This is a genomic window from Streptomyces sp. RKND-216, assembly GCF_004795255.1.
GTDB classification, from domain to species: domain Bacteria; phylum Actinomycetota; class Actinomycetes; order Streptomycetales; family Streptomycetaceae; genus Streptomyces; species Streptomyces hazeniae.
Genome location: NZ_SSBQ01000002.1, coordinates 4817892 through 4841814, shown reverse-complemented (window position 1 = coordinate 4841814; position 23923 = coordinate 4817892). Strand labels below are relative to the sequence as shown.

Below are 23923 nucleotides of genomic sequence, written 5' to 3'. Positions count from 1 at the left end.
ACCGGGCGGTCACGGCTCGGGGCCGTCGCCGGGGTCCTCCTGGTAGCTGTAGCGCTGTTCCCGCCACGGGTCTCCGACGTTGTGGTAGCCGCGCTCCTCCCAGAAGCCGCGGCGGTCTTCGGTCATGTACTCGATGCCGCGGACCCACTTGGGGCCCTTCCACGCGTACAGGTGCGGAACGATCAGGCGGACGGGGAAGCCGTGCTCCGCGGTGAGGAGTTCGCCGCCGCGGTGGGTGGCGAAGACGGTGTGGTCGGCGGTGAAGTCGGCGAGCCGCAGGTTGGAGCTGAAGCCGTACTCGGCCCACACCATGACGTGGCCCGCCTCGGGGGCGGGCGGCGCGAGGGCCAGCAGGGTCCGGGCGAGTACGCCGCCCCACTCGGCGCCGACCATGCTGAACTTGGTGACGCAGTGCAGGTCGGCGGTCACCGTCTCGTACCGGAGGGCCGTGAACTCCTCGTGGGACCAGCAGTGCTTGCGGCCGTCCGCGGTGGCACCGAAGACGCGGAACTCCCAACGCTCCGGACGGAACTTCGGCACCGGCCCGTAGTGGGTGACCGGCCAGCCGCGCTGGAGTCGCTGCCCGGGCGGGAGCGGTGGGTGCTCCCCTCCGTGGCTCTCCGGCTGACCCATGTCCCCATGGTGTCAGACCCCGCGCGACCGAACCGACGAGGGCCCCGCCGTGCCCGGCGCAGTACGCCCACCAGGCATTTCGGTAAGCCTGTGCTTACTGGAAGTGCGTGCCGCAAGGGTGCGAGTATGCGCAGGCAACCAGCCGTTCATCCCTGGAAGGAGCCCGCGGCGATGCAGGGAGACCCCGAGGTCATCGAGTTCCTGAACGAGCAGCTGACCGCCGAGCTCACGGCGATCAACCAGTACTTCCTGCACGCGAAGATGCAGGACAACTTCGGGTGGACCAAGCTCGCGAAGTACACCCGCTCCGAGTCCTTCGACGAGATGCGGCACGCCGAGCGGCTGACCGACCGCATCCTGCTGCTGGAGGGGCTGCCCAACTACCAGCGCCTCTTCCACGTGCGGGTGGGCCAGACGGTCACCGAGATGTTCCAGGCCGACCGGCAGGTCGAGGTCGAGGCGATCGACCGCCTCCGGCGCGGGATCGAGGTGATGCGCGCCAAGAACGACATCACCTCGGCGAACATCTTCGAGGACATCCTTGCCGACGAGGAGCACCACATCGACTACCTCGACACGCAGCTGGAGCTGATCGAGAAGCTCGGTGAACCGCTGTACCTCGCCCAGCAGATCGAGCAGCCGGCGGACGCCTGACGGCCGAGGGCGACTCGTCCTGCGACGCGCCGGGGCGGACCGTCGCGGTCCGCCCCGGCGCGTCGTGCGAGATCCGCCGGCACCGCCCGGGTCAGTCGCCGCCCCTGGCGACGTCCTCACCCCGCACGTTGCACAGGCCCCAGATCACGAAGCCGCACATGGCGATGAGCACCACCGACCACACGGGGTAGTAGGGCAGCGACAGGAAGCTGGAGATGATCACCAGTGCCGCCATCACCACACCGGCCACGCGTGCGGCCATGTTCGCCCGGAACAGCCCGAGGGAGACGATGACGGCCACGGCACCCACGAAGAGGTGCACCCAGCCCCAGCCCTCCGTGTCGAACTGGAAGGTGTAGTTGGGAGTCGTCACGATGACGTCGTCGTTGACGATCGCCATGACGCCCCGGAGCAGGTCGAGCACGCCCGCGATGAGCAGCATGACACCCGCGAAGACGGTGAGTCCCGCGGCGAGGCCGTAGTCCACCGGCCGTTGTCGGACTGTGTGAGCCATGGTTACCTCCTCGGACTTCGAGCGAGGCGCTGTGGCGGTACGGGAGCCGGGGCGAACTGCTGCGCGTCGGGACGGCGGCAGTTCGTACAGTGCGCGGGTACGGGCGCCTCTACCGTGAATTCTCCGCTCGCTGCGCGGAGGCGCAAATCGGCATGGGCATGCGCACACGGGTGGGTGAGGAGCGCCGGGCGGCGTCGGGATGGGCCGGCCGGCCAGAGGTGTCAGGCGGCGGGCGCGCTGAACGCGGTCGCCGGGACGGGCCCGACGCGCGGAGGCGCCTGGGTGCCGGGGACCTCTTCCTCGGTGGGCCGCAGGGCCCGTGCCGCCGGGGCGAGCGCCGGCTCGCCGCGGTCGAGGGCCTCGCGCCGGGGGCAGTCGCCGCGCCCGAGGATGCCCTGGATGCGGCGGACGCAGGAGCCGCAGTCGGTGCCCGCCTTGGACGCCGAGGCGATCTGACGGGGAGTGCAGGAACCTGCTGCCGCGTGTGCGCGGACCTGCTGCTCGGTGATGCCGAAGCAGGAGCAGACGTACACGCGGGTCACCTCCGTCGGGTCCTCGGGCGCCGTGGCGGCGCGTCCTCCCCCGTATTCCCAGGGGTGAGGTAACCCTAACCTTACTCACGGGGCGCCGTCCACCCAACGCCCGTGGGGCCCGCGTCACACCTGTGACACGGGCCCCACGGGCAAGGAGTACGGCCGCTGCAGGCGGGGCGTACGCGGCGCGACTACTGGTCGCGGTACATCTCGGCGACGAGGAACGCCAGGTCCAGCGACTGGCTGCGGTTGAGCCGCGGGTCGCAGGCGGTCTCGTACCGCTGGTGCAGGTCGTCGACGAAGATTTCGTCCCCGCCGCCGACGCACTCGGTCACGTCGTCGCCGGTCAGCTCCACGTGGATGCCGCCGGGGTGCGTGCCCAGGCTCTTGTGGACCTCGAAGAAGCCCTTGACCTCGTCCAGCACGTCGTCGAAGCGCCGCGTCTTGTGCCCGCTGGCCGCCTCGAAGGTGTTGCCGTGCATCGGGTCGCTGACCCACACCACCTGGGCACCCGACGCGGTGACCTTCTCCACCAGGGTCGGCAGGTGGTCGCGGATCTTGTCCGCCCCCATCCGCGTGATGAAGGTCAGCCGGCCCGGCTCGCGGTCCGGGTCCAGCCGGTCGATCAGCGTCAGCGCGTCCTCGGGCGTGGTCGTCGGGCCGAGCTTCACGCCGATCGGGTTGCGCACCCGGGAAGCGAACTCAACGTGCGCGCCGTCCAGTTGACGCGTGCGCTCGCCGATCCAGAGCATGTGGCCGGACACGTCGTACAGGTCCCCGCTGCGGGAGTCCGTACGCGTCAGCGCGCCCTCGTAGTCGAGCAGCAGCGCCTCGTGCGACGAGTAGAACTCGACAGTCTTGAGCTCCTCCGGGTCCGTGCCGCAGGCGTGCATGAACTTCAGCGCCTGGTCGATCTCCCGTGCCAGCGCCTCGTACCGCTGTCCGGAGGGCGAGTTCCGCACGAAGTCCCGGTTCCAGGCGTGCACCTGCCGCAGGTCGGCGTAACCGCCGGTGGTGAAGGCGCGGACGAGGTTCAGCGTCGCCGCCGAGGCGTGGTACATGCGCTTCAGCCGCTCCGGGTCCGGGCGGCGCGCCGCCTCGGTGAACTCGAAGCCGTTGACCGAGTCGCCCCGGTAGCTGGGCAGGGTGACGCCGTCGCGGGTCTCGTCGGGCTTGGACCTCGGCTTGCTGTACTGGCCCGCGATGCGGCCGACCTTCACCACCGGCACCGAGCCGGCGTAGGTGAGCACGGCGCCCATCTGGAGCAGTGTCTTCAGCTTGTTCCGGATGTTCTCCGCGGACACGGCGTCGAACGCCTCCGCGCAGTCGCCGCCCTGGAGCAGAAACGCCTCACCCCGGGCCACGGCGCCCAGCCGCTGCTTCAGCAGGTCGCACTCGCCGGCGAAGACGAGCGGCGGATAGGACTCCAGCTCGGCGATCACGTCGCGCAGAGCCTGGTGGTCCGGCCATTCCGGCTGCTGCGCCGCGGGAAGATCACGCCAGGTGGCGTTCGAGGTGCTGGTCTCAGCGTTCACGGTCACGCAGTCCAGCCTAAGGGCTGCACCGGGCCGAAAGGGGCCGTGACCGGCTGATGAGACGCGATCCACCAGATCTCGCCACGTGTCCCGGCGGGGGGCTTGCGCACCCCGCCGGGAGGGGTCAGGCCGCGTAGAGGTCGTCGATCTCGGTCGCGAAGTCCTTGGCGACGACGTTGCGCTTGAGCTTGAGGGAGGGCGTGAGGTGGCCGGACTCCTCGGTGAACTGGACGGGCAGCACCCGGAACTTCCGCACCGACTCCGCGCGGGACACCTCGGCGTTGCCCAGCTCCACGGCCGACTGGAGCTCCTCCAGAAGCGCCGGGTCGGCGAGCAGCGCCTCCCGGGTGAGCTCGGCCCTGCCGTTCTCCTGCGCCCAGCGCGGCAGGAATTCCTCGTCCACGGTCAGCAGCGCCGCGACGAACGGGCGGCCGTCGCCGACGACGATGCACTCGGCTACCAGCGCGTGCGCGCGGATGCGGTCCTCGATCACGGCGGGGGCGACGTTCTTACCGCCGGCGGTGACCAGGATCTCCTTCTTCCGGCCGGTGATCGTCAGGTAGCCCTCGGTGTCCAGGGTGCCGATGTCGCCGGTGTGGAACCAGCCGTCGGACAGCGCGTCGGCGGTCGCGGTCTCGTTGTTCCAGTAGCCGGCGAAGAGGTGCTCGCCGTGCAGCAGCACCTCGCCGTCGTCGGCGATGCGCACCACCGAGCCGGGCAGCGGCTGGCCGACGGTGCCGATCTTCTGCCGGTCGGCCGGGTTGAAGGCGGTGGCCGCGCAGGACTCGGTGAGGCCGTAGCCCTCCAGGACGGAGAAGCCGATGCCGCGGTAGAAGTGGCCCAGCCGTTCCCCCAGCGGGGCGCCGCCGGAGATCGCGTGGGTCGCGCGGCCGCCGAGGGCCGCGCGGAGCTTGCGGTAGACGAGCTTGTCGAAGAGGCGGTGCCGCAGCCGCAGTGCGAGCGACGGGCCGCCGGGCGTCTCCAGTGCCTTGCTGTAGGCGATGGCGGCGTCGGCCGCCTTGTCGAAGATCCGTCCCTTGCCGTCGGCGGCGGCCTTGGCGCGGGCGGAGTTGTAGACCTTCTCGAAGACCCGCGGCACGCCCAGGACCATGGTGGGCCGGAAGGAGGCGAGCTCGTCGGTGAGGGTGGTGACGTCGGCGACGTGACCGAGCTTGATCGGTGCCATCACGGCGGCCACCTCGACCAGGCGCCCGAAGACGTGCGCCACCGGCAGGAAGAGCAGCACCGAGGACTCGCCGGTGTCGAACTGCGCGCGCAGCCGCTCGACGACGTTGCCGCACTCGGCGAAGAAGCTGCGGTGGGTGAGCACGCAGCCCTTGGGCCGGCCGGTGGTGCCGGAGGTGTAGACGAGGGTGGCCGGGTCGTCGGCACACGCGGTCGAACTCGCCTTGTCCACCGCCTCGTCGGTCACCTCGGCCCCCGCCTGGGTGAGCGCGGCGACCGCTCCCGGCGCGTCCGCGGAGGGCTCGATGCGCCAGAGGTGCTCGAGTTCGGTGAGGCGTTCCCGCACCGACGCGACGGCCTTCTCGTGCACGTCGGTCTCGACGAGGACGGCGCGCGCCCCGGAGTCGCCGAGGATCCAGGCGATCTGCTCGGGTGAACTCGTCTCGTACACCGGCACGGTGACGGCGCCGGCGCTCCAGACGGCGAAGTCGAGGAGCGTCCACTCGTAACGGGTGCGCGACATCAGGCCGACCCGGTCGCCGGGGCGGACGCCGGCGGCGATCAGGCCCTTGGCCGCGGCGCGCACCTCGGCGAGGAACGCGGTCGCCGTGACGTCCTCCCAGGAGCCGTTCCGCTTGCGCGCCAGCACCGCCACGTCCGGGTGCTGCACGGCGTTCCGGCGGATGAGATCCGTCAGGTTGCCGTCCGCGGGGACCTCGTACAGGGCCGGAAGGCTGAACTCGCGCAACTGCTGCTCCTCGTCGGCGCCGGGCGGGCCCTGCGGCCGCACCCGTCCGCGTGTGTCCGGGACCGCGCTGCGCTCCCGAAGGAATGACGGCCCGGACGTTACCCACTGGTAAGGCAGTCCGGGTAGGGGACACGGCCAGATGTTCCGTGCGTCACACGTCGCGACGCGGACATGCTGACGCACTGCCGGAAAGGTTAGTGCACACCGCCGACGACCGGAGTGATCCCGCAGGTGAGAGCGAGCGAACGCCCGGCCGGGGTGGGAGGGCACCCCGGCCGGGCGCGCCGGCGACCGGCGTTCAGGGGGCGGACGCCCGCGCCCCGGCCGGCCGCACCGTGAGGACCACCGCACCGTCACGGTCCTCCCGGGTCAGGGGGAGCCCCAGGCCGCGCATCGCCGCGATCATCGCCACGTTCGCCGGGGAGGTGACGGCGTACACGACCGCGCACCCGCTCTCCCCGGCGATGCGCACCAGCCTGCGCAACAGCGCGCCGCCCACTCCGCGCCCCTGCCACGCGTCCTCGACCAGGAGGGCCACCTCGGTCTCCTCCCCGTCCCAGAGCAGGTGGCCGACGGCCACCGGACGTCCGGACCGGTCCTGCGCCACGACGGTCCGGCCGACGTGCGGGGACAACAGCCCGCCCAGGTACCGGCCGGGGTCGGCCACCGGAGCGTGGTAGCGCTCGGCGAGCGTCTGCCGGGAGCACCGGGCGTGCAGCTCGCGCACGGCGGGCAGGTCACGGCCGTCCGCACGGCGCAGGACCAGCTCGCCTCCGTCGCGGGCGGTGGCGGGCCACGCCTCCGCGGGGAGGCGCCTGCCGAGCCGCCGGTCCAGTGCAACCAGAGCGCGGGCACGGGCGTACTCCCCGGGCGTGAACGGAGCGTGGGGCCGCTCCACGACGAGCACGCCGCCGGACGGGTCGGCCAGCCGCAGGCGGCGCGGTGTGAACGCGTTCCGGTCCCCGGGGCGTTCGGGCGGCGCACCGCCCGTCGCCGGGGCGGCGGCCTCCGCGCGGATCGTGCAGCGTCCCAGCAGCCGGCGCAGCGCGGGCGGGAGTTCGGCCGAGTCGTGGGCGATGCGGACCGCCAGTTCCAGCGCCCTGGTGGTGCCGTCGACCAGCTCGTGCGCGTCGGCCTCCTCCACCAGGACGTGACGGCCGCCGGCGGCCGTCACGGCGCGCCGCAGCTCAGGGGCGTCCACCGTGGCGGGAGCCCTCACCAACAGCTCGTCCACGGTGTGGTCGGCCGTTTCCGGGCGTTCCGCGCCGCCGTCGGGCCCTGCGGCGAGGTCGCCCGGGCCCAACGGCAGCGTCTGCAGCGTCAGCACGTCCACCCGCAGTCCGGCCAGGGACGTGCAGAGCGCGGCGAGCGCGCCCGGCCGCTCCCGGACGGTCGTCCGGAGCCGCCACAGCGCGGTGTCCGCGACGACCGGGGGCGCGGCGGGAGCCTCCTGGGCGGGCACGCGCCGGCGCGACCACCATGCGTGCAGGCCGGCCGTGCAGACGAGGACCAGCGCCGACGCGGCCAGCAGTCCGGCGCCGTGCGGTCCGCCGACGATCGTCTTGGCAGCGAGGTCGGTGACCGTCACGGCGGTAAACAGCGCCGCCAGCTCGACGAGGTCGCGGCGCCAGTGCCCGCCGTGCCCGGAGGGGCCGCCGTGTCCGGAGGGGCGGCGGGACGCGGGACGGAGGTGCTGTGGATCTGCCATGCGCACCACCCTCGGGCAACGGTGTGCCAGGGGTGCTAACGGCCTGTTACCCCGGTGTTGACGAGCGCTGCCGCATGGTCGCGCCCGGGCACCGTGCTGCTCTGCGCGGCGCTCCGGGCGCTCCGGCCGCGGGGGGTGGGGGGAACGGCGGCGGCAGCGGCCCAGGGTGCCTCTAGGGTGGGGGGATGCGGGTCCATGTGGTGAGCGACGTGCACGGCAACGCGACGGATCTCGCGAAGGCGGGGGACGGCGCCGACGCGCTGCTCTGCCTCGGGGACCTCGTCCTCTTCCTCGACTACGCCGACCACTCGCGGGGCATCTTCCCCGACCTCTTCGGCGTCGAGAACGCGGACCGCATCGTCGCGCTGCGCACCGCCCGGCGCTTCGAGGAGGCCCGCGCGCTGTCCTCCCGGCTGTGGTCCGGCATCGACCGTCGGGCGGCCACCGAGGAGGCCGTGCGCCGCCAGTACGCCGAGCTGTTCGCCGCCTTCCCCAGCCCGACGTACGCCACCTATGGCAACGTGGACGTGCCGCCGCTGTGGCCGGAGTACGCCCGGCCGGGCACGACGGTGCTGGACGGCGAGACCTGTGACATCGGCGGCCTCCGGTTCGGCTTCGTGGGCGGCGGCCTGCCCACCCCGATGCGGACGCCGTACGAGATCGACGAGGAGACGTACGCAGCCAAGATCGCGGCGCTGGGGCAGGTCGACGTGCTGTGCTCGCACATTCCGCCCGAGGTTCCGGAGCTGTGCTACGACACCGTCGCCCGCCGGTTCGAACGGGGCAGCGCGGCGCTCCTGGAGGCGGTGCGCGAGGTCCGGCCGCGCTACCACCTCTTCGGACACGTCCACCAGCCGCTGACCCGCCGGATGCGCATCGGCCGCACCGAATGCGTCAACGTGGGCCACTTCAACGCCACGGGCACGCCGTGGGTTCTGACGTGGTGACCGGCGTCGCGGACGGACGGCCGCCTTCCGGGCGGTAGCCTGCCACCGCACACCACAGGCGGCGGCACGACGGAGGAGCCACGGAGATGGCCGAACACACCAGCTCGAGCATCACCATCGAGGCGGCACCCGCCGAGGTGATGGGGGTGATCTCCGACTTCGCGCGCTACCCCGAATGGACCGGCGAGGTGAAGGAGGCGGAGGTCGTCTCCACCGACGGACTCGGGCGGGCGGAACAGGTCCGGCTGCTGCTCGACGCCGGGGCGATCAGGGACGAGCACACCCTCGCGTACGACTGGGTCGACGAGAACGAGGTGCACTGGTCGCTGGTGAAGTCGCAGATGCTGCGTTCCCTGGACGGCTCCTACCGGCTGCACCCGGTGGCCGGCGGCAACCGCACCGAGGTGACGTACCAGCTGACCGTGGACGTCAAGATCCCCATGCTCGGCATGATCAAGCGCAAGGCGGAGAAGGTCATCATCGACCGCGCCCTGGACGGGTTGAAGAAGCGGGTCGAGGCGCTGGGCACGTGACTGCCGACGGCCTCTCCGGACGTCCGCGGCTGCTGCTGGTCACGGGCACCGGCGGCGCCGGCCGCACCACCGTCGCGGCGGCGACGGCGCTGGCCACCGCGCGTGGCGGCGAACGCACGCTGCTGCTGAGCACCGAGGAGGACGGGGTCCTCGAACGGGTCCTGGGCGCCCGGATACCCGCCGGGGAACCGGCCGAGGCGGAGCCCGGCACCGGCCTCTGGGCCGCACGTGTCGACCCGGACGCCGAAGTCCGCGCGCTGGCCGCCCTCCTGCGCGAGCGGGGCGGCACGCTGCTGCGGTTCACCGGTGCGGAAGCCCTGGACGACGACGAGCTCACGCCCCTGCCCGGCGCAGAGGAGTTCGCGGTGCTGCGGGCCGTGCGACGGGCCGCAGCCCAGAGTGGGACGGGTACCGGGGGCCGGGCGCGGTGGGACGCCGTCGTGGTGGATCTGCCGCCCGTGGAGCGGGCTCTGCGGACGCTCGCACTCCCGGACCAGGTCCGGCGGTACCTGGACCGGCTGCTGCCGCCGCAAAAACAGGCCGCCCGTGCGCTGCGCCCGCTGCTGGCCGGACTGGCGGGTGTCCCGATGCCGCCGCCGGGCCTGTATGCCGGGGCGGACCGCTTCCGTGCCGAACTCGCCGATGTGGCCGGGGTGCTGGCGGCCGCGGGGACGGCGGTGCGGCTGGTCGCCGAGCCCGGCGACGCGGCCGTGGAGCGGCTGCACACGGCGCGGGCCGCACTGGCCCTGTACGGGCTGCGGTGCGACACGGTGATCGCCAACCGGGTCCTGCCGACCCTCTCCCGCGACCCGTTCCTGGCCGCGCTGTCGGGTGAACAGCAGGCCGCGCTGAAGACGTTGCGCGCGCACCCGGTGCGCGGGCTCCCGGTGCGGGAGGTGCCGCACCTGGGGCGTGCCCCGCTGGGGACGGCGGACCTGGCGGAGCTGGCGGACTTCGTGGGCTCCGTGGGCCCAGCGGCCTCCCCGGACCCAGCGTGCTCTCCGGACGTCGCCGGGCCGCCCCGAGGCGTTTTCGTCCCCGGCCAAAGCGGCGCGCCGGGCACCGTGGAGGACAGACGCGCCGCCGAGGGGAGGCTGCACTGGCGGCTGCCGCTGCCGGGCGCGCGGAAGGAAGCACTCGGGCTGGTACGGCGTGGGGACGAACTCGTCGTCGGCGTCGGCCCGCACCGGCGCACGCTGCCCCTGCCGTCGGCGCTGCGGCGCTGCCGGGTGACCGGGGCCGCGTTCGAGAACGGCGAGCTGTGCGTGCGGTTCGAGCCGGATCCGTCGCTGTGGCCCGAGCGGCCCGACGACCCCACCGAGGGCGTCGTCGACGGCACCGCGGAGGACTCCGCGCAGGGCTGAGCCGGAAGGCGGGTCCGGTACCGTCGGAGGAAGAAGCCGACCCAGCACGGGAGCCCCACGATGAGCGATGCCTTCGAGCGGAACGACGCCGACGCCTGGGCCGAAGCGTGCGAGGAGGACCTCGCCGCGGAGCGGGACCGGCGGCGTGCCGCATACGGTCCGCAGCCGGCCAGCGCCTCGGAGGAACTGCGGCGGCTGGCCGACGCCGTGTCCGCGAAGGTCACGGAGATCGGCAAGCCCTTCGCCGGGACGCCGGGCGGCTTCGCCGCCCAGGGGTTGGCCCAGCAGTTCCTGGCGCAGGCGCGTGCGGTGGTGGAGCCGGTCGTCGAGCGCAACCCCCAGGTCTTCGACCACCTCGCAGCGGCGGGGAACGAGATCGCGGCCGCCTACCGCGTGGCCGTGCAGGGGCAGGAGCAGCGCTGGTCGGCGGACCTGCGTCCGCAGGGCGCCGCCCCCGCGCCGCGCGGCGACGAGCTCCGGCCCGAAGGCGTGGACCGCCCCGACGGCCTGGACCGGCCGGGAGACGTGGCCCGCCCCGAGGGGCCGGATGGAGCGAAGGGCACCCGCCCGACGGACCGGCGCGACGACGACGGCCCCGACGGCCCGGAACGCATCGACCTCGACTGACCGCGACCCCGCCGTTCCTGCCGCCACGTCCCTTCTCCGCGTCCCACTCCCCGGCGGCGTGCGCTGCGCCACACACCCCTCCGGTACCCTCGTGCGCAGCGGGGATCGACGGAACAACTGAGGGACACATGGGACTCACCATCGGCGTCGACATCGGCGGTACGAAGATCGCGGCCGGCGTGGTCGACGAAGAGGGCTCGATCCTCGAGACGTGCAAGGTTCCGACCCCGCCCACCGCCGAAGGCGTCGTCGACGCCATCGCGGACGCGGTCCGTACGGTCAGCGCGGAACACACGGTGGAAGCGGTCGGCATCGGCGCCGCGGGGTACGTCGACGACAAGCGCGCGACGGTCCTCTTCGCCCCCAACATCGCCTGGCGCCACGAGGCGCTCAAGGACAAGGTCGAGCAGCGCGTCGACCTGCCGGTCGTGGTGGAGAACGACGCGAACGCCGCGGCCTGGGGCGAGTACCGCTTCGGCGCGGGCCAGGGCCACGACGACGTCGTCTGCATCACCCTGGGCACCGGGCTGGGCGGCGGCATCGTGATCGGTGGGCGGCTGCACCGCGGACGCTTCGGCGTGGCGGCGGAGTTCGGCCACATCCGGGTCGTCCCGGACGGTTTGCTGTGCGGCTGCGGCAGTCAGGGCTGCTGGGAGCAGTACGCCTCCGGCCGCGCACTGGTGCGCTACGCACGGCAGCGGGCCGCCGCGACTCCCGAGAACGCCGAGATCCTGCTCAAGCTGGGCGACGGCACTCCGGACGGCATCGAGGGGCGGCACGTCAGCCAGGCCGCACGGGCGGGCTGCCCCGTCGCGGTCGACGCGTTCCGCGAGCTGGCGCGCTGGGCTGGTGCCGGGCTGGCCGACCTGGCCTCGCTGTTCGACCCGTCCGCGTTCATCGTGGGCGGCGGCGTCTCGGACGAGGGGGACCTCGTGCTGGAGCCGATCCGCAAGTCGTTCCGCCGCTGGCTGGTCGGCGGCAACTGGCGCCCGCACGCGCAGGTGCTGTCCGCCCAACTCGGCGGTGAGGCGGGCCTGGTGGGCGCCGCCGACCTGGCGCGTCAGGGCTGATCGAGCGGCCGGCCACGGCGTACGCTGCGGCGTATGACACCTGCTTCGGTACTCGCCGACCTGCCCGGGTCGCGCACCGAACCGGACGGCTCCGCCGTGGTGCGGCTGCTCAGCTACAACGTCCGCTCCCTGCGGGACGACGTGGGGGCGCTCGCCCGGGTCATCCGGGCGTGCGCCCCCGACGTCGTGTGCGTGCAGGAGGCGCCGCGCTTCTTCCGCTGGCGCAAGCACGCGGCACGGCTGGCGCGGGAGTCCGGCCTGGTGCACGTCACGGGCGGGGCGACCGCCGCCGGACCCATGATCCTGGCGTCGCTGCGCGCCCACGTCGAGGACGCCGAAGACCTGCTGCTGCCGCTGACGCCGGGGCTGCACCGGCGCGGGTTCGCCACCGCGGCACTCCGCTTCGGACCGGAGCGGCCCGGAGGACCGTGCGCCCGGCTGGGCGTGCTGAGCACCCACCTCAGTCTCCAGAAGGACGAGCGGTACGCGCAGGCCGGCATGCTGCTGGAGCGCCTGACCGAGATGCGGCAGCGGACCCCGTACGCCGTGGCGGCGGGCGACCTCAACGAACGGCCGCGCGGCCGGGCCTTCCGCCGGCTCACGGACGCCCTGCAGGACGGCTGGGCGACAAAGCCGTGGGGCGGGGAGCACACCTCGACCCCGTCGGACCCGCACCAGCGCATCGACGCCGTGCTGGCGTCGCCGGAGGTGGAGGTGCTGGGCTGCGGCGTGCCGAAGGGGCTGCCGGGCGTGACCGAACGGGATCTGCGGGCGGCCACCGACCACCTGCCGGTGCTGGCGGCGCTCCGCCTACCGGCCTCCGCCCCGTGCGGGGACGGCGGGCGGCCGGCGGCCGGCTGACGCCGGGCAGGTGTGGCCCGGTCAGCCGTCGCCGCCCGCCCGGGCGCGCTCGCGGCGCAGTTCGATCGCGACAAGCCAGCCGGTGAGCAGCGCCACCGCGGTGAAGACGAACAACAGGGTCAGCACGGTCGGTTCCCCCCTCCTACCGTCGCCCGCGCCGGCTGCTCCGGCCGCGGGCGCCCCATCCTCGCAGGGGCCGGGCCCGCCGCGCACTTCCGTTTACCGGCAGCGTCCGCCGCCCGGCGGTTGCCGGGATCGTCCGTGCAGGCCGGACCGCTGCGGACCGGAAGGGCCGCAGGTCAGACGACCGCGCCGCCGCCGGGGTCGCCCAGGTCGTCGTCGTGGTCGTCGCGGAGCCGGGTCAGCAGGGTGGCGAAGCCGACGAGGAAGCCGCCGACGCCGAGCGTGACGATCCACCACGACATGTAGACGTCGAACAGCACCGCCCCGATGAGCAGCAGGGGGCCGCCGAGCGCGCCGAGCCACCCGAACTTGGTGGTGGTGTCGGTCTCCGGCAGGGGTGGCGGCTCCGGTGGCGTGAAGTGGTCGTCGTCCTCGGCGTCCGGACGCTCCCAGTCGCGGGGGCCGGTGCCGGCGGCGTACACGGTGAAGCTGCGGGCAGGCCGGTCGTCGGGCTCGGCCTCCGTCTCCTCCGCTTCGCCCGCCCGCTCGCGGTCCCGGGCGTCGCGGTCCTCGTCCGCACCGCCGGGCGCCTCGCCGGACTCGTCCTCGGGCCGGTCGTCGGGCCGGTCGTCGGGCTCGTCGCCGTAGGCGGCGACGATCTGCGCCCACGCCGCCTCCTCGTCGGCCGGCAGTGCGGGCTCCCGCTCCTCGCCGGGACCGCCCGCGCCCTCCTTACGCTCCGTCACGTGCCGTCGTCCTCGCTGAGATCCGGGAGATGAAGCCGTGGGTGTCCGCGAAGATCCGCTCCGCGTCGTGGTCCAGGGTCGCCACGTGGTAGCTGTCCTCCAGCACCGTCTCGGTCACGTCCGTGGAGGAGACGAGGGAGAGGATCAGCGCCGAGTCGGACGGCGGCACCACGTGGTCGGTGCGGCTGTGCAGCAGCAGCAAAGGCTGGGTGACCTCCGGGAGTTCGGTGCGCAGCCGGCGGAAGAGGTTCCGCAGCGAGTAGGCGGCGTGCAGCGGCACCCGGTTGTAGCCGATCTCGTGCGACCCCTCCTTGGCGATGTCGTCGGTCAGCCCGCGGGTGGAGCGCACCAGCTGCCGCAGGACGGGCAGCGCGTACCCCTCGAGACGGGGGAAGGTGCTCGCCGGATTGACCACGACCACGCCGCTGACGTCGTCGCCGTGCTTGGCGGCCAAGCGCAGCGCCAGCGCGCCGCCCATGGACAGGCCGCAGACGAAGACCTCCGAGCAGCGGGCGCGCAACGAGCGCAGCTCGCGGTCGACCGTCGCGTACCAGTCCTCCCAGCCGGTGACCTGGAGGTCCTCCCAGCGGGTGCCGTGACCGGGTAGCAGCGGCAGCGACACGGTGTATCCGCGGTCCGCCAGATGGCGCGCCCAGGGACGCAGCGACTGCGGCGAGCCGGTGAAACCGTGACACAGCAGGACGCCGGTCTGCGAGCCGTCGTGACGGATCGGCTCGGCTCCGGGAAGGATCGGCACCGCGGGTCTCCCTTCGCACCGCACCGCGGGAAGGACGTCGGACGGTGCCACCCTACGCGTGCGCGGGTGACCCGGGTAGCACACCGCCTGGGGCGGTGTCCGCGGCGCACGCGGGGATACCGGCGGCTGCGCGGGATATGGTCGGTTCCGTCAGGTACAGGAGGTCCTCGGGTGTTCTACGGAGCGATGAAGCTGTCTGTCGGCAGTTCGCTGAAGCTCGTCTTCCGCCCCTGGGTGGAAGGGCTGGAGAACGTGCCGACCGCCGGGCCGGCGATCCTGGCGAGCAACCACCTGTCGTTCTCGGACTCCTTCTTCCTGCCCGCGGTGCTGGACCGCAAGGTCACCTTCATCGCGAAGGCGGAGTACTTCACGGCGCCGGGAGTGAAGGGGAAGCTCACCGCGGCCTTCTTCAAGGGCGTCGGTCAGCTGCCGGTCGACCGGTCCGGGGTGCGCGGCGCGGGCGAGGCCGCTATCCGCAGCGGGCTGAGCGTGCTGGAGAAGGGCGAGCTGTTCGGCATCTACCCGGAGGGCACGCGCTCGCCGGACGGGCGGCTCTACCGCGGCAAGCCGGGCGGCCTGTCGCGGGTGGCCCTGCGGTCCGGGGCCCCGGTGATCCCGGTCGCGATGATCGACACGGAGAAGATCCAGCCGCCCGGACAGATCCGGCCCAAGCTCATGCGGCCGGGCATCCGCATCGGCCGCCCGCTCGACTTCAGCCGCTACCAGGGCATGGAGAACGACCGGTTCATCCAGCGTTCCGTCACCGACGAGGTGATGTACGAGATCTGGAAGCTGTCCGGCCAGGAGTACGTCGACATCTACGCCACGGCGGCGAAGCGGCAGATCGCGGACGCGGCGAAGGCTGCGGCAGAGGCGCAGAAGGCGCAGGCTGCCGAGCAGACCCGGAAACCGGAGTCGGCGCAGGCGGCCGTCGCGGCGGAGCCGGTCGCGGAGCGGCCGGAGCGGAAGCCGGAGGGCACGCCCGCGGCGGGCGAACGGGCCGGGCACGACCCGCAGGGTGAGCCGGGGAAGCACGGCGAGAGAAGGAACGCCGCGTAGCGCACGCGGTGCACGAGGGGGGATTCGGATGCCGGCGAGGATGTCGGTGGAACAGCCGCTGTGGCGGGCCCTGACGGGCTACCGCCTGCTGAGCGCGGCCTACGCGGCGGGCCTGTGCGTCCTGGCCTACGACCACTACGTGCGCCCATACCTCGCGGTCGGCTTCGTGGCGCTGCTGGTCGTGTGGACGCTGGCGACGGCCACCCGCACGGTGTCCGCCGCCCGGTGCGGCTACCCGTTCCTGGTCTGTGAGCTGACCATCGCGCTCACCGGCATCGTGCTGACCCGTTTCACCGAGACGATGGCGCGGGTGGAGAGCGGCATCAACACGCTGCCGTCCATCTGGTCGGCCGGGGCCGTACTGGGCTTCGCGATCAAGGGCGGGTGGCGGTGGGCGGCGGGCGCCTCGGTGCTGGTCGGCGTCGCCAACCTGGTCGAGCGCGGCGCACCGTCCCGCGACACCGTGCACAACGTGCTGCTGGTGTGCGTCGCGAGCATCGCCATCGGCTACGTCGTCGAGGTCGCGCGGGCCAGCGAACGGACCCTGGCCCGCGCGCTCCAGATCGAGGCGGCCACCCGCGAACGCGAGCGACTCGCTCGCGACATCCACGACGGCGTCCTCCAGGTGCTGGCCATGGTGCAGCGCCGCGGCAGTTCGCTGGGCGGGGAGGCGGCGGAGCTGGGGCGCCTGGCGGGCGAGCAGGAGGTCGCGCTGCGCGCGCTGGTCTCCGGCGGCCCGCCGCCGCTGCCCGCTCCGGCGGCCGCGTACGCGGCGCAGGCCGTTGCCGGGCCGGGGCCGGAGCCGCACGGCGCGGCGGGCGGCCCCGGGGCCGTGGAACCGGGGGAGCCGTACGATCTGCGGAAGCTGCTCGCACGGCACGCCGGCGCCCTGGTCACCTTCTCCGAGCCGGGCACCCCGGTGCTGCTGGCGCCGGAGACGGCACGCGAACTGGCCGCGGCTGTCGGTGCCGCCCTGGACAATGTGCGGCAGCACGCCGGGGCGGACGCCAGGACGTGGATCCTGCTGGAGGACGAGCCGGACGCGGTGCTGGTGACCGTCCGGGACGACGGTCCGGGCATTCCGGCCGGGCGTCTGGCCACGGCCGAGGCGGAGGGCCGGATGGGCGTCGCGCTGTCCATCCGCGGCCGGCTCCGCGACCTGGGCGGGACGGCGGAACTGGTGTCGGTGCCGGGGCAGGGGACCGAGGTGGAGATGAGGGTGCCGAAGGATGGCTGAGGAAGCGACGGGCGAGCGGGAGCCGCTGCGGGTGATGGTGGTCGACGACCACCCGATGTGGCGGGACGCGGTCGCTCGCGACCTGGAGGCGGCGGGTTTCGCCGTGGTCGCGACCGCGGGCGACGGCCGTCAGGCCGTACGGCGGGCGCGAGCTGCCGTGCCGGACGTGCTGGTGCTGGACCTGAACCTGCCGGAGCTGCCCGGTGTCGAGGTCTGCCGTGAACTGGTGGGCGCCGACTCGGCGTTGCGGGTGCTGGTGCTGTCGGCGAGTGGGGAGCACGCGGACGTGCTGGAGGCCGTGAAGTCGGGCGCCACCGGCTATCTGGTGAAGTCGGCGAGCACCGAGGAGCTGATCGACGCGGTGCGGCGCACCGCCGCCGGCGACCCGGTGTTCACGCCGGGTCTGGCCGGGCTGGTGCTGGGCGAGTACCGCCGTCTGGCCACCGAACCGCCCGCCGCGGCGCCGGACGAGCCGGGGGTGCCGCAGCTCACCGACCGGGAGACCGAGGTGCTGCGGCTGGTCGCCAAGGGGCTGAGCTACAAGCAGATCGCGGAGCGCCTGGTGATCTCCCACCGCACGGTGCAGAACCACGTGCAGAACACCCTGGGCAAGCTCCAGCTGCACAACCGCGTGGAGCTGGTGCGGTACGCGATCGAGCGCGGCCTCGACGACGGCTGAACTGCCGATCCGCACCCGCCCGGCGCCGCGCGCGGTGTCGCTCGTACGGGTGAGAGCGGGCGCCCCCTCCCCGCCCAGCGCCGGGAATGTCGCACTGCCCCATCCCGTTGTGACCTGGATCACCGCTAGCGTGGCCGCTGTGCGTCGGCGGTCACGCGGAGAGGTCACGCGGAGAAGGGAGATCCCATGCGGGTCGGAGTGCTCACCGGCGGGGGCGACTGCCCCGGCCTGAACGCGGTCATGCGCGCCGTGGTCCGTAAAGGCGTCCAGGAGTACGACCACCGTTTCGTCGGCTTCCGGGACGGCTGGCGCGGCGTGGTCGAGGGCGACACCGTGCCGCTGGACATCCCGGCGGTGCGGGGCACGCTGCCGCGCGGCGGGACCATTCTGGGCTCCTCGCGCACCAACCCCTTCCAGCAGGAGAACGGCGTCCGCCGCATCCAGGAGAACATGGCGAAGGCCGAGGTCGACGGCCTGATCGTGATCGGCGGAGAGGACACCCTCGGGGTCGCGGCCCGGCTCACCGACGAGTACGGCGTCCACTGCGTGGGCGTGCCCAAGACGATCGACAACGACCTGTCGGCGACGGACTACACCTTCGGCTTCGACACCGCCGTGCACGTGGCGACGGAGGCCATCGACCGGCTGCACACCACGGCCGAGTCGCACATGAGGGTGCTGGTGGTGGAGGTGATGGGCCGGCACGCGGGCTGGATCGCGCTGCACTCGGGGCTGGCCGGCGGCGCCAACTGCATCCTCATCCCGGAGCACCCCTTCGACGTGGACGAGGTGTGCGGCTGGGTGCGGTCGCGGTTCAAGGCGAGCTACGCGCCGATCGTGGTGGTGGCGGAGGGAGCCGTCCCGCGGGACGGCGGCATGGTCCTCAAGGACGACTCCCTCGACTCCTTCGGACACGTGCGCCTGTCCGGCGTCGGCGAGTGGCTGGCCAAGGAGATCGAGCAGCGCACCGGCAAGGAGGCCCGCACGACGGTGCTCGGGCACATCCAGCGCGGCGGCACGCCGAGCGCGTTCGACCGCTGGCTCGCCACCCGTTTCGGCCTGCACGCGATCGACGCCGTGCACGAGGGCGACTGGGGCACCATGGTCGCGCTGCGCGGCACCGACATCGTCCGGGTGCCGCTGGCCGACGCCACGGCCCGGATCAAGACGGTGCCGCCCGCGCTCTACGAGGAGGCCGGCGTCTTCTTCGGCTGACGGGCCGCCGGCCGCACCCCGGCGGCCCCAACCGGTGTGGGGACGGCCGTCCCCACACCGCGCCGCTCCCGGCGGCCTCCCCGACTATTCCGCCCGGTTCCAGTGGTAGAGGAATCCGGCACCCGCGGCGGCGGCGCTCGCGACGCCGCATGCGATGCCCCAGCCGCCGCTGTGCGGCAGCACGAGGAGCGGCGTGAGCAGCGCGTACGCCAGGAAGAACAGCCCGAGTACGCCCGGACGCGTGGCGAGGGGCCAGACGGGGCCGAAGTCGACGTCGCGCCCGCCGGAAGTGTGGGACGCCGCCACCGGCCGCGCCTGCCCGCGGGCCTGGACCTCGCGGCACCGCGTCACGGCCCGCCGGACCGCGCTCTCTCCCCCGCCGTCCGGCGCGTTCATCCTTGCCTCCCGCATACCGGTACCCCGCCCGTACGGGTCCGGGGCACCCCCGTCGCCACTCATCCGAACTCCGACTGAAGGGTGGTGTTGTCCGCATGCCCGCGCGCAGCGGCGGCGTTCCGTTCGTTCTCGGCCCGCATCTCCTCACGCGTGGGCCCGGCCGGTTCGTCCGCGTCCGTGTCCTTGGCATCGTTCGCTTCTTCGCCGAAGAAGATACCCGCAGGCTTGCCCAGCGCCAGGTCGGCGGCGTCGCTGTAGTGATCCCGCCCCACCTCGGGCTGCACCGCCCCGTCCGACGGCGTGTCAGAGGAGCCGTCGCCGGGCGCCGGATCGGACGTGCCCGTCCCGGTCGGCGCCTCCGGGGCCGCAGGAGCGAAGTTGTCCATGGCCAGGGTGCTTCAGCCCACCACCGGCTCCGCCTCCCGCGGCTCCTCCCGCGGCGCCGATCAACATCTGGGAGGCGTCGAACTTCTCACCATGAATCAGGTTGTTCGCCGTGTCTCCGCCCAGGCTGCCCAAGGCACCACCCAGGGCTCCCTCGCCCACGTTGCGGGCCATGCCCTCGCCGACGTTGCCCAGCAACTTTCCGGCGACTGCACCACCCGCCATGCCAAAGCCAGCATTGACGAGGTTCTTGTCCCACTCGCTCCCCTTGCCGCTCAACAGGCTGGTGGTGACGTTCGCGCCGTATTCGATGCCGAACTGGAAGAGGTACTTCGCAGACCTGCTCCCCCGCGTCACGGTGCTCAGGAGCTTGAAGGTCTTGGCGATGGCGGACAGCAGGCGTCCAAGGCGTGCGGCGGCGGCCGTCGCCTGCGCAGCAAGACGTGCGGCATTCGCGGCACCGGCTGCCGCGGAGAACCCGAGCGTGATGAAGGAGGTGGCGACCGACGCAGCGATCGTCACACCGATCTCGATGTAGATCTGGTGAATCTCATCGTTGACCTTCTCGATGTTGTCCGCCGCGTCTTCAAGCCCTTTGGCGGCGTCGTCGAAGATGTCCTGCGACTCCTCGATGGACTCCTTGACCGTCTCCCAGTGAGCCAGAAAGGCATCAGCGGCGGGACCTCGCCATTCCGTGCCGTGTTTGGCGCGGATCTTCCGGTCCATCTCCACGGCGAACGTGTCGAGATGCGTACCCATGTCCCGCCACGCCTTCGCGGCGTCTTCCGACCATCAAGGCGTACGACGTCGGCGGCGTGTTGCAGTAGGGCGGCCTCGCAGGTGTCCTGGCGTCCCTGCTCCTGCGCTACGTCGAGCCTGCCCCTCGATGGGACGTACTGGCGTGCATGGCGGTGTCGGCGCTCGGGCTCGTGGTGTCCTGGGTGGGCACACGCCAGGGCACGGCGACGGCCCCGGAGCCACCCACATCACGGGCGCCCTCGGCACCGACGGGTGACTGGTGGCCGGATCGCGCGCAAGGAAGGCACCTCGGTGTGCTGCTCGTCCTGGTGTCGGCAGCCCTCCTCCTCTTCGGCTCCGCACAGCACGTGACGCCTCAGCTCGCGGACGCGCGCGCCGGATCGGCACGCATCGCCCCGGTGACTGTCACCGAGGTGAGGGCGCAGAGTTCCAGCCCCGTACGCGGCGGAGGGACGACGTGCACGTCGACCGTCTCGGTCACCCTCTCCGATGCAGCGGCCGACGGCCAGGACACTCCCCTGCGCGGCACGATCAAGACTTCCAAACAGGTACGGCCGAACGGCACGCTCTGGGCGCTCTACCGCCCCGGTCAGGAGGAGGCCCACCTGGCCGCGACACGCGGCGAACTGGTGGCGCTGCGGAGCGGCACCGTACGCCCGTCAGGTGTGCTGCTGGGCCTCTGTGCTGTCACCGCAGTGACGGGTCTGGCTCTGTTGCTCTGGCGTCGGGGCAAGCCGTACAGCGGGGGTGAGACTCTGACGGACGCCCTACGCGATGGCGGTGTGCAGGCGCTCGCGGTAACCCTGAGCGGCACGGCGCCCGAAGGACGGAGGGAGTTGGGGGTCGGGCTGCGGCTGACGGCCCAGGACGGCTGTACGTCAGCCGCCATGTCGACGTGGAGCATCTCGCCGATGTGCTGTACGGCCGCACCGCATGGCTGTACTGGGAACCACCGCGGAACGGCGAGCCGCCACGTGAACGGCCGGGACGCAAGGGGGAGATGCTACCCGCCGTTCTCATGGTCGGCGGTGGTGACGAGACGCGGTACGTGCGCGGCTGGATGCCCCGGAAGCCGGACTGGCCGATCGCTCAGGGGCAGGCCCTGGGAGCGGTCGCTCCGGAATCGTGCCCGGCGGTGCCGCAACTGGGATCCGGGGCTGTTCGCCCGCCACGGCTCCGCCTCGGCGCGGTGCTGTGGCTGGGGCTGGCGGTGCTGGCGGCGGCGGAGGCGCGCTGAGGGCGACCGGCTGCGACAGCGGTGGCAGGAGGGTCGACGTCGGCCGCGTCGGGGGAGGGATGGCGGCGGTGGTGGGTGCAGAGGGGGCAGGGGCCGGGGGTGGGGCTGCGGTGGGCGCGGTCGCAGTCGGGGCAGTTCTGGAGTGGGGCGAGGGGCGGGGTGGGTGGTGGGGGTTCGGGGCTGGGTGCGGGTTGGAGTTCGGCGAGGCGCCAGGCGAGGACGGCGGCCGGGCGGGTGCGGAAGCTGTCGGGGAGGTCGCTGGTGAGGGTGCTGGTGATGCGGGCGGGGCGGATTCCGGAGGCGAGCCAGGTGTCGACGCCGGGTGCGAGGCGTGCGATCTCGCGGCGGGAGAGGGTGAGTCGGGGGTCGCGTGTGCCGAGCGCGGTGAGGAGCGCGACCGCTTCGGGGCTGGCCGGCGCGGACGGTGCCGGGTCGGGCGGCGCGGTGGGCTGGGGCGTGCGTGGCGAGGGCAACGCGGTTGCCGCATCCACGCAGGGTGGTGCCGGTTCCGCCGAGGGCGCGGAAGGGGTCGGGGGCGCTTGGGTGTCGTCGGGGTGGGCGAGTTCGGGGAGGGTGTAGACGTAGGTGCGGGTGACGAAGCGTCCGCCCGGGCCGCGCAGGATGCGGCGTTCGAGCCAGCCGTCGGCCTCCAGCTCGCGCAGGGCGCGGCTGATCACGGTCTCGCCTTCGGTGAAGTGCTTCTGGAGGGCTTCGATGGTGACGGGGGTGCCGTCGGGCATGGAGTTGATGTAGAGGGCGACGCCTACGGTGACGGCGCTGCCGGGCCGCCGGGCGAGGCGGTTGGCCAGGATGGTGAAGTTCCCGGACAGGCGTGTCCGGACATGGATGGCGCCGGATACCGGCGCGTTAAGCTGCGCAGTAGCCATGGGGAAGCTGGATCTTCCTTGGTGGTGAGGCCCTCGCGTCCGGGACGGCAATCCTGGCCGGGGGCCGACTTGTGTGGGTGTCTCCCGCCGACAGTAACCCCGATTCGCCACCCTGTGTGCACGGTTCACCCTGACGGGTGACTCCACCGGGAAGGGCGGGCGGGTGGGAAGTCCTTCATCAGTTGAGTCCTTGGGAGGAGTCCCGGACCCACCGGGCCCCGGTGAACGGGGTCCCGTCCGCAGTGACCGGGCCCCGGACATCCAGGTCCCCGTACGAACTGCGCGTTCGGACGGCGCGGCGCAGCGGGGCGAGGGCTTGTACGCGTGGGGCGCGCGGTTGTACGCGACGCGCGGCGTGACGCCGCATGCGCTCGCGCGTTCGCCGGAGGGAGGTGGTGGACGGTGAGCCAGACGACGGTGGACAGCGACGGACAGCGCCCGGAGGACGACCCGGGCACGGGCGTCGTCGCGGCGTTCGGCAGGCAGTTGAAGCTCTTGCGCATCCGGGCGGGGATGGAACGCCCGGACCTCGGCGCGCGGATCGGTTATGCGCCCTCGACCATCGCGGCTTTCGAACAGGGACGGCGCATCCCGCTCCCCCGCTTCGTCGACCAGGTGGACGAGGCCCTGGACGCGGGAGGCGTACTCAAAGCCCTCAAGGAGGAGCTGGCCCAGGCGCAGTACCCCCGCTTCTTCCGCGATGCGGCGAGGTTGGAGGCGGAGGCCGTCGAACTCCACGTGTACGCCGCTCAGGCCGTCCCGGGACTTCTGCAGACGGAAGAGCACGCCCGCGCGGTCTTCGGGATGCGGCGCCCCCTGCTGGACGAGGACACTGTTGCGCAGCGCGTGGCTGCCCGCATGGCACGGCAGGAGATCTTCTGCCGCAAGGCGTTGCCCACGCTGAGCTTCGTGATCGAGGAAGCGGTGCTCCGGCGGCCCATCGGCGGCAGGCAGGTCATGCGCGGACAGTTGGAGGAACTGCTTCTCAGCGCGCAACGACGCAACGTCGAACTCCAGGTCATGCCGATCGAGCGGGAGGAGCACGCTGCTCTGGCGGGCCCCTTCACCTTGATCGAGACCCGGGACGGGCGCAGGATCGCATACTTGAGGTCCAGAAGGACAGTCGGCTCTACACGGAGCGAGCGGCGGTCAGAGAGATCGAGGAGCAGTACGGAATCCTCCGGGGCCAGGCGCTGACTCCACGAGAGTCGATGGTTCTCGTCACCGAACTGCTGGGAGACACATGAACATCGAGGCGCGCAAGCTGACCGTGCCGGACGCCGCCTGGCGCAGGAGCAGTTACAGCAGCGGCGAGGGCGGGGAGTGCGTCGAGGTCGCCGCCACGGCTGCCGCTTTGCATGTCAGGGACTCCAAGCGGGTGGGCGGGCCCATGCTGAGCCTGTCGCCCGAGGCGTGGGCGGCGTTCGTCGGGCTTGCCGCCCGGCAGGCGGACTGACAGGCCCCGAGCACCGGCATCGGGCCCGGTCGTGTGCACGCCACACGACCGGGCCCCGTCGCGCACGCGCCCGGGA

24 protein-coding genes and 2 pseudogenes are annotated in these 23923 nt (G+C 72.8%); 13 read left to right on the top strand and 13 right to left on the bottom strand.

What is annotated here, in order from left to right; all coding sequences use genetic code 11:
* Positions 1-9: 9 nt before the first annotated feature.
* Positions 10-633, bottom strand: a complete 624-nt coding sequence (locus E4198_RS21195; RefSeq protein ID WP_136184550.1) for a sulfite oxidase-like oxidoreductase — start codon at positions 631-633, stop codon at positions 10-12.
* Positions 634-804: 171 nt separating this feature from the next.
* Between E4198_RS21195 and bfr the strand changes: the two genes are divergently transcribed.
* Entirely contained in the window at positions 805-1287 is a 483-nt protein-coding gene (bfr, locus tag E4198_RS21190) for a bacterioferritin (protein ID WP_027762578.1), read from the top strand.
* 91 nt (positions 1288-1378) lie between these two features.
* Here the strand turns inward: bfr and E4198_RS21185 are convergent, their stop codons facing one another.
* From E4198_RS21185 to E4198_RS21165, 5 genes are all read right to left on the bottom strand, one after another.
* On the bottom strand, positions 1379-1801 hold the full coding sequence (locus E4198_RS21185; protein WP_051307794.1) for a hypothetical protein: 423 nt from the start codon (positions 1799-1801) through the stop codon (positions 1379-1381).
* A gap of 221 nt (positions 1802-2022) precedes the next feature.
* Positions 2023-2334, bottom strand: coding sequence for a (2Fe-2S)-binding protein (locus E4198_RS21180; protein WP_136185531.1), 312 nt, complete (start codon positions 2332-2334; stop codon positions 2023-2025).
* Positions 2335-2525: 191 nt separating this feature from the next.
* The gene (locus tag E4198_RS21175; protein WP_027762581.1) at positions 2526-3875 is read right to left on the bottom strand and encodes a 3-deoxy-7-phosphoheptulonate synthase class II; all 1350 of its coding nucleotides are present in this window, start codon (positions 3873-3875) and stop codon (positions 2526-2528) included.
* A 118-nt stretch (positions 3876-3993) separates the two neighbouring features.
* Positions 3994-5802 carry an AMP-dependent synthetase/ligase gene (locus E4198_RS21170; RefSeq protein WP_136185530.1) on the bottom strand — a complete coding sequence of 603 codons (1809 nt, stop codon included), beginning with the start codon at positions 5800-5802 and terminating at the stop codon, positions 3994-3996.
* Between the two features lie 298 nt (positions 5803-6100).
* A complete protein-coding gene (locus tag E4198_RS21165) occupies positions 6101-7510 on the bottom strand; it encodes a GNAT family N-acetyltransferase (RefSeq protein ID WP_136184549.1) in 1410 nt (469 codons plus the stop codon).
* A 185-nt stretch (positions 7511-7695) separates the two neighbouring features.
* On the opposite strand from E4198_RS21165, the gene E4198_RS21160 reads away from it, so the two are divergent.
* From E4198_RS21160 to E4198_RS21135, 6 genes are all read left to right on the top strand, one after another.
* Complete coding sequence (locus E4198_RS21160) at positions 7696-8457, top strand: metallophosphoesterase (RefSeq protein ID WP_136184548.1); 762 nt, start codon at positions 7696-7698, stop codon at positions 8455-8457.
* Positions 8458-8543: 86 nt separating this feature from the next.
* Entirely contained in the window at positions 8544-8990 is a 447-nt protein-coding gene (locus E4198_RS21155; protein WP_136184547.1) for an SRPBCC family protein, read from the top strand.
* On the top strand, positions 8987-10354 hold the full coding sequence (locus tag E4198_RS21150) for an ArsA family ATPase (RefSeq protein ID WP_136184546.1): 1368 nt from the start codon (positions 8987-8989) through the stop codon (positions 10352-10354). The genes E4198_RS21155 and E4198_RS21150 overlap by 4 nt, the downstream gene beginning before the upstream one ends.
* Positions 10355-10414: 60 nt before the next feature.
* Positions 10415-10981 (top strand): DUF5304 family protein, encoded by a 567-nt coding sequence (locus E4198_RS21145; protein WP_136184545.1) that lies wholly within the window; start codon positions 10415-10417, stop codon positions 10979-10981.
* 128 nt (positions 10982-11109) lie between these two features.
* The gene (locus E4198_RS21140) at positions 11110-12051 is read left to right on the top strand and encodes an ROK family glucokinase (RefSeq protein WP_027762586.1); all 942 of its coding nucleotides are present in this window, start codon (positions 11110-11112) and stop codon (positions 12049-12051) included.
* A gap of 33 nt (positions 12052-12084) precedes the next feature.
* Complete coding sequence (locus E4198_RS21135; protein WP_136184544.1) at positions 12085-12912, top strand: endonuclease/exonuclease/phosphatase family protein; 828 nt, start codon at positions 12085-12087, stop codon at positions 12910-12912.
* Positions 12913-13211: 299 nt separating this feature from the next.
* On the opposite strand, the gene E4198_RS21130 is transcribed toward E4198_RS21135, so the two are convergent.
* Complete coding sequence (locus tag E4198_RS21130; protein ID WP_136184543.1) at positions 13212-13781, bottom strand: hypothetical protein; 570 nt, start codon at positions 13779-13781, stop codon at positions 13212-13214.
* On the bottom strand, positions 13768-14538 hold the full coding sequence (locus tag E4198_RS21125) for an alpha/beta fold hydrolase (RefSeq protein ID WP_136184542.1): 771 nt from the start codon (positions 14536-14538) through the stop codon (positions 13768-13770). Before E4198_RS21125 ends, E4198_RS21130 begins: the two co-directional genes overlap by 14 nt.
* A gap of 186 nt (positions 14539-14724) precedes the next feature.
* Between E4198_RS21125 and E4198_RS21120 the strand changes: the two genes are divergently transcribed.
* From E4198_RS21120 to E4198_RS21105, 4 genes are all read left to right on the top strand, one after another.
* Complete coding sequence (locus E4198_RS21120; RefSeq protein ID WP_136184541.1) at positions 14725-15597, top strand: lysophospholipid acyltransferase family protein; 873 nt, start codon at positions 14725-14727, stop codon at positions 15595-15597.
* Positions 15598-15637: 40 nt separating this feature from the next.
* On the top strand, positions 15638-16834 hold the full coding sequence (locus tag E4198_RS21115; protein ID WP_136184540.1) for a DUF5931 domain-containing protein: 1197 nt from the start codon (positions 15638-15640) through the stop codon (positions 16832-16834).
* Entirely contained in the window at positions 16827-17513 is a 687-nt protein-coding gene (locus E4198_RS21110) for a response regulator transcription factor (protein WP_027762591.1), read from the top strand. Before E4198_RS21115 ends, E4198_RS21110 begins: the two co-directional genes overlap by 8 nt.
* A 186-nt stretch (positions 17514-17699) precedes the next feature.
* Positions 17700-18728, top strand: a complete 1029-nt coding sequence (locus tag E4198_RS21105) for a 6-phosphofructokinase (protein ID WP_136184539.1) — start codon at positions 17700-17702, stop codon at positions 18726-18728.
* An 84-nt stretch (positions 18729-18812) separates the two neighbouring features.
* Here the strand turns inward: E4198_RS21105 and E4198_RS21100 are convergent, their stop codons facing one another.
* The 5 genes and pseudogenes from E4198_RS21100 to E4198_RS21085 form a co-directional block, all read right to left on the bottom strand.
* Positions 18813-19124, bottom strand: coding sequence for a hypothetical protein (locus E4198_RS21100; protein ID WP_136184538.1), 312 nt, complete (start codon positions 19122-19124; stop codon positions 18813-18815).
* Between the two features lie 59 nt (positions 19125-19183).
* The gene (locus E4198_RS21095; protein ID WP_136184537.1) at positions 19184-19408 is read right to left on the bottom strand and encodes a hypothetical protein; all 225 of its coding nucleotides are present in this window, start codon (positions 19406-19408) and stop codon (positions 19184-19186) included.
* A 19-nt stretch (positions 19409-19427) separates the two neighbouring features.
* Positions 19428-20282: pseudogene (locus tag E4198_RS21090) on the bottom strand (hypothetical protein); the annotation flags it as partial.
* 340 nt (positions 20283-20622) lie between these two features.
* The gene (locus E4198_RS25735) at positions 20623-20748 is read right to left on the bottom strand and encodes a hypothetical protein (protein ID WP_281727998.1); all 126 of its coding nucleotides are present in this window, start codon (positions 20746-20748) and stop codon (positions 20623-20625) included.
* Positions 20749-21356: 608 nt separating this feature from the next.
* Positions 21357-22391, bottom strand: coding sequence for a hypothetical protein (locus E4198_RS21085; protein ID WP_247597986.1), 1035 nt, complete (start codon positions 22389-22391; stop codon positions 21357-21359).
* Positions 22392-22808: 417 nt separating this feature from the next.
* On the opposite strand from E4198_RS21085, the pseudogene E4198_RS21080 reads away from it, so the two are divergent.
* Positions 22809-23638: pseudogene (locus tag E4198_RS21080) on the top strand (helix-turn-helix transcriptional regulator).
* The gene (locus E4198_RS21075) at positions 23635-23847 is read left to right on the top strand and encodes a DUF397 domain-containing protein (protein ID WP_037792013.1); all 213 of its coding nucleotides are present in this window, start codon (positions 23635-23637) and stop codon (positions 23845-23847) included. The pseudogene E4198_RS21080 and the gene E4198_RS21075 overlap by 4 nt, the downstream one beginning before the upstream one ends.
* The last annotated feature ends 76 nt before the right edge of the window (positions 23848-23923 follow it).

Excerpts from the sequence above, each read along its gene's own strand:
- E4198_RS21160 (WP_136184548.1), top strand. The coding sequence starts at position 7,696 with ATGCGGGTCCATGTGGTGAGCGACGTGCACGGCAACGCGACGGATCTC.
- E4198_RS21135 (WP_136184544.1), top strand. The coding sequence starts at position 12,085 with ATGACACCTGCTTCGGTACTCGCCGACCTGCCCGGGTCGCGCACCGAA.
- E4198_RS21110 (WP_027762591.1), top strand. The coding sequence starts at position 16,827 with ATGGCTGAGGAAGCGACGGGCGAGCGGGAGCCGCTGCGGGTGATGGTG.
- E4198_RS21140 (WP_027762586.1), top strand. The coding sequence starts at position 11,110 with ATGGGACTCACCATCGGCGTCGACATCGGCGGTACGAAGATCGCGGCC.
- E4198_RS21075 (WP_037792013.1), top strand. The coding sequence starts at position 23,635 with ATGAACATCGAGGCGCGCAAGCTGACCGTGCCGGACGCCGCCTGGCGC.
- E4198_RS21195 (WP_136184550.1), bottom strand. The coding sequence starts at position 633 with ATGGGTCAGCCGGAGAGCCACGGAGGGGAGCACCCACCGCTCCCGCCC.
- E4198_RS21115 (WP_136184540.1), top strand. The coding sequence starts at position 15,638 with ATGTCGGTGGAACAGCCGCTGTGGCGGGCCCTGACGGGCTACCGCCTG.
- E4198_RS21085 (WP_247597986.1), bottom strand. The coding sequence starts at position 22,391 with ATGGCTACTGCGCAGCTTAACGCGCCGGTATCCGGCGCCATCCATGTC.
- E4198_RS21185 (WP_051307794.1), bottom strand. The coding sequence starts at position 1,801 with ATGGCTCACACAGTCCGACAACGGCCGGTGGACTACGGCCTCGCCGCG.
- E4198_RS21100 (WP_136184538.1), bottom strand. The coding sequence starts at position 19,124 with ATGAACGCGCCGGACGGCGGGGGAGAGAGCGCGGTCCGGCGGGCCGTG.
- bfr (WP_027762578.1), top strand. The coding sequence starts at position 805 with ATGCAGGGAGACCCCGAGGTCATCGAGTTCCTGAACGAGCAGCTGACC.
- E4198_RS21165 (WP_136184549.1), bottom strand. The coding sequence starts at position 7,510 with ATGGCAGATCCACAGCACCTCCGTCCCGCGTCCCGCCGCCCCTCCGGA.
- E4198_RS21145 (WP_136184545.1), top strand. The coding sequence starts at position 10,415 with ATGAGCGATGCCTTCGAGCGGAACGACGCCGACGCCTGGGCCGAAGCG.
- E4198_RS21105 (WP_136184539.1), top strand. The coding sequence starts at position 17,700 with ATGCGGGTCGGAGTGCTCACCGGCGGGGGCGACTGCCCCGGCCTGAAC.
- E4198_RS21155 (WP_136184547.1), top strand. The coding sequence starts at position 8,544 with ATGGCCGAACACACCAGCTCGAGCATCACCATCGAGGCGGCACCCGCC.
- E4198_RS21120 (WP_136184541.1), top strand. The coding sequence starts at position 14,725 with ATGAAGCTGTCTGTCGGCAGTTCGCTGAAGCTCGTCTTCCGCCCCTGG.